Annotated in this window: 2 protein-coding genes; one reads left to right on the top strand and one right to left on the bottom strand. The window is 58.8% G+C overall.

Features of this window, described 5'->3' with window-relative positions:
* Window positions 1–2,701, top strand: a 2,701-nt coding sequence (polA, locus tag ACIP1X_RS28130) for a DNA polymerase I (RefSeq protein ID WP_400755901.1), incomplete at its 5' end; no start/stop codon positions are given.
* Between the two features lie 423 nt (window positions 2,702–3,124).
* Here polA and yihA read toward each other — a convergent pair.
* The gene (gene yihA / locus ACIP1X_RS28125; RefSeq protein ID WP_122604724.1) at window positions 3,125–3,769 is read right to left on the bottom strand and encodes a ribosome biogenesis GTP-binding protein YihA/YsxC; all 645 of its coding nucleotides are present in this window, start codon (window positions 3,767–3,769) and stop codon (window positions 3,125–3,127) included.
* Between the last annotated feature and the right edge of the window lie 15 nt (window positions 3,770–3,784).

Here is a 3,784-nt window from a genome sequence, read left to right as displayed (position 1 = left end):
GGTCAAAGGCGTGCAGAACATGCTCAATAGTCAGCGCAAGCAGTACCCGGACAGCCCGTTCGCCGTGGTGTTCGACGCCAAGGGTGGGACATTTCGCGATGAGATGTACGCCGAATACAAAGCCAACCGCCCAAGCATGCCCGACGACATGCGCGTGCAGATCGAGCCGTTGCACCAGAGCGTGATCGCCCTAGGTTTCCCGCTGTTGTGCGTGGAAGGCGTCGAGGCTGATGACGTGATCGGCACCCTCGCCCGCAGCAGCGCGGCGGCGGATCGTCCGGTGATCATCTCCACCGGCGACAAGGACATGGCGCAACTGGTCGATGGCCACATTACCTTGGTCAACACCATGTCCGGTAGCTCGATGGACGTAGAAGGCGTGAAGGAGAAATTCGGCGTCGCACCGGAGCAGATCATCGATTATCTGGCGCTGATGGGCGATTCGTCCGACAACATTCCGGGCGTTCCGGGCATCGGCCCGAAGACCGCTTCCGGCTTGCTAGTCGGCGTCAACGGTGGCCTCACCGAGTTGTACGCCAATCTCGACATCGTCCCGACCCTGCCGATTCGCGGCGCGAAAACCCTGCCGGCCAAGCTCGAAGAACATAAGGAGATGGCGTTCCTCTCCTATCAACTGGCGACGATCAAGATCGATGTGCCGCTGGACGTCGAACTCGACGATCTGCAAATGGGCGCGGAAGACCCGGCCAAGCTCTACGAGTTGTACTCGCTGCTGGAATTCAAAAGCTGGATCAACGATCTGGATCGCGACGCCAAACGGCTGGAATTGAGCGCGGCCAGCGAGCCTGCGCCGGCTGGCGATCTGTTCAGCGCGCCAGATATCGAAACTCCTGCTGCTCCGACCGAAGCGGCGTACGAAACCATCCTCGATCAGGCACGTTTTGATGTCTGGCTGGAAAAACTCAACAACGCCAAACTGTTCGCCTTCGACACCGAAACCACCGGCATCGATGCGCAGCAGGCGCAACTGGTCGGCCTGTCGTTCGCCGTGCAGGCCAACGAAGCCGTATACATTCCGCTGACCCACTCCTACATCGGCGTGCCGGAGCAGCTGGATCGCGACACCGTGCTGCGCGCGTTGAAGCCGATTCTGGAAGACCCGAGCAAGCTCAAGGTCGGCCAGCACGCCAAGTTCGACATGAACATCCTCGCCAACTGCGCCATCGGTGGCGACCAGAACAACGGCATCACCGTGCGCGGCATCGCCTTCGACACGATGCTTGAGTCCTACGTGCTCAACTCCACCGCCACCCGCCACGACATGGACAGCCTCGCGCAGAAGTACCTGGATCACACCACCGTGAGCTTCCAGGACATCGCTGGCAAAGGCGCCAAGCAGCTGACTTTCGACCAGATCGCGCTGGAACAGGCTGGCCCGTACGCCGCCGAAGACGCCGACATCACCCTGCGTCTGCATCAGACGCTGTTCGAAAAACTCAGCGCGATCCCGAGTCTGGCCAGCGTGCTGACCGACATCGAAATCCCGTTGGTGCCGGTGCTGGCGCGCATCGAACGCCAGGGCGCGTTCGTTGACGCGGAGCTGCTCGGCATCCAGAGCATCGAGCTGGGCAACAAAATGGTCGCGCTGGAGCGCGAAGCGTTCGAGATCGCCGGGGAAGAATTCAACCTCGGCTCGCCGAAGCAACTGGGCGTGATTCTCTACGAAAAACTTGGTTTGCCAGTGCTGAAGAAGACCGCCAAGGGCCAGCCGTCCACCGCTGAAGAAGTGTTGGCGAAACTCGCTGAAGACGATCACCGCTTGCCGAAGGTGCTGATGGAGCACCGCTCGATGAGCAAGCTGAAAAGCACTTACACCGATCGCTTGCCAGAGCAGATCAACCCGCGCACCGGGCGCATCCACACCTCGTATCATCAGGCGGTGGCGTCGACCGGTCGCTTGTCCTCCAGCGATCCTAACCTGCAGAACATTCCGGTGCGTACCGCTGAAGGTCGACGCATTCGTCAGGCGTTCGTCGCGCCAAAAGGCTACAAACTGCTGGCGGCGGACTATTCGCAGATCGAACTGCGGATCATGGCGCACCTGTCCAAGGACGAAGGCCTGATGAACGCCTTCCGCAACAATCTCGACGTGCACACCGCCACCGCTGCCGAAGTGTTCAAGGTCGAACTGCACGAAGTCAGCTCCGATCAGCGCCGTGGCGCCAAGGCGATCAACTTCGGCCTGATTTACGGCATGGGCGCGCAGAAGCTCGGCAAGGACATCGGCGTCGACACCAAGACTGCCAAGGCTTACATCGACACTTACTTCGCCCGCTATCCGGGGGTTCGCGAGTACATGGATCGCACCCGCGCGCAGGCAGCGGATCAGGGTTATGTCGAGACGTTCTTTGGTCGTCGTCTGTACCTGCCGGAAATCAACTCGAACAAGCCGCAGGAACGCGCTGCCGCCGAACGCACGGCGATCAACGCGCCGATGCAGGGCACCGCTGCCGATATCATCAAGAAAGCCATGGTGGCGGTGGATGAATGGCTGGCGACGTCCGGGCTGGACGCTCGCGTCATCTTGCAGGTACACGATGAATTGGTGCTGGAGGTTCGCGAGGATCTGGTCGAGCAGGTCAGCGCCGAAATCCGCGTGCACATGAGCGAAGCGGCGAAACTGGATGTACCGCTGCTGGTCGAAGTGGGTGTGGGCAACAATTGGGATGAGGCTCACTGAGCCATTTGATGTCGGTCGCCGCGACATAGCGTCGCGGCAAACCCGATAAATCCTGCTTATTTCGAAAAGCGCTTGGGGTTATTCCAAAGCTTTTCGAAAATAATCTGAACTAATCTGGAAGATCACTACTCAGAGTTACTGAATGGCTGGTGAAGCCCTTCAATGCTCCTATGTTGTGTTAAGTGTTGGCAGATATCTGAACCCCGCCCTAGCGGTTCGGAACTTAAACCCCGGAATTTCTCCCTCCCCAATGAAATCCGGGGCTTTTTTTGCCCAAAATTTGTCTGTAGCGCGTTCATGCTGCGTTGAAAGCGCAGCTCAAATGCTCATTTAGGCTCCCTAAAGTCGAGCGCGACCCCGGCCGCTTTTCACTGCCCTTTCGCCTTGCCTGAACACACTACAAACAAATTTCCATATCCCGACTTACTCGGCTGCCGCCTCGGCGCCTTTGTCTGCCAGTTCCATCCACCCGGCCAATACAGTGTAGGCCTCTTCCAGGCCCATGCGTTTTGGTGCGGAGAACAGTTGGATGGTGACTTGATCGCCCCAGCCTTTGCGGATTTCCGACTGCACTTTGAGCAGGGTGTTTTTGGCTGCGCCGTAGGTCAGTTTGTCGGCCTTGGTCAGCAGGATGTGCATCGGCATGCCGGCCGCAACGGCCCAGTCGAGCATGAGCAGGTCGAAGTCGGTCATTGGATGACGGATGTCCATCATCAAAATCAAACCCTTCAAACTCTCGCGGCCACCGAGGTAAGCCTCAAGGTGACGCTGCCAGTGCATCTTCAGCGGGATCGGTACTTTTGCATAACCGTAGCCCGGCAGGTCGACCAGACGGCGATCTTCGTCTAGCTTGAAGAAGTTCAACAGCTGTGTGCGACCCGGCGTTTTCGAGGTGCGCGCCAGGCTGGCGTGAGTCAATGTGTTCAGTGCGCTGGATTTGCCGGCGTTGGAACGGCCGGCAAACGCTACTTCGAAGCCTTCGTCGTCAGGGCATTGATCGACTTTGGCGGCACTGAGCATGAACGTGGACTGTTGGCACAGGCCGAGGATGGGATTCTTGAGTTGCATGGGATTTCCGATGTG

Origin of the sequence: Pseudomonas sp. NPDC088885, from assembly GCF_044750025.1 — a bacterium.
In the GTDB taxonomy this organism is placed as follows: Bacteria; Pseudomonadota; Gammaproteobacteria; order Pseudomonadales; family Pseudomonadaceae; genus Aquipseudomonas; species Aquipseudomonas rustica.
The sequence above is the reverse complement of the archived record's forward strand: the minus strand, read 5'-3'. Positions and strand labels throughout refer to the sequence as shown.

Excerpts from the sequence above, each read along its gene's own strand:
- yihA (WP_122604724.1), bottom strand. The coding sequence starts at position 3,769 with ATGCAACTCAAGAATCCCATCCTCGGCCTGTGCCAACAGTCCACGTTC.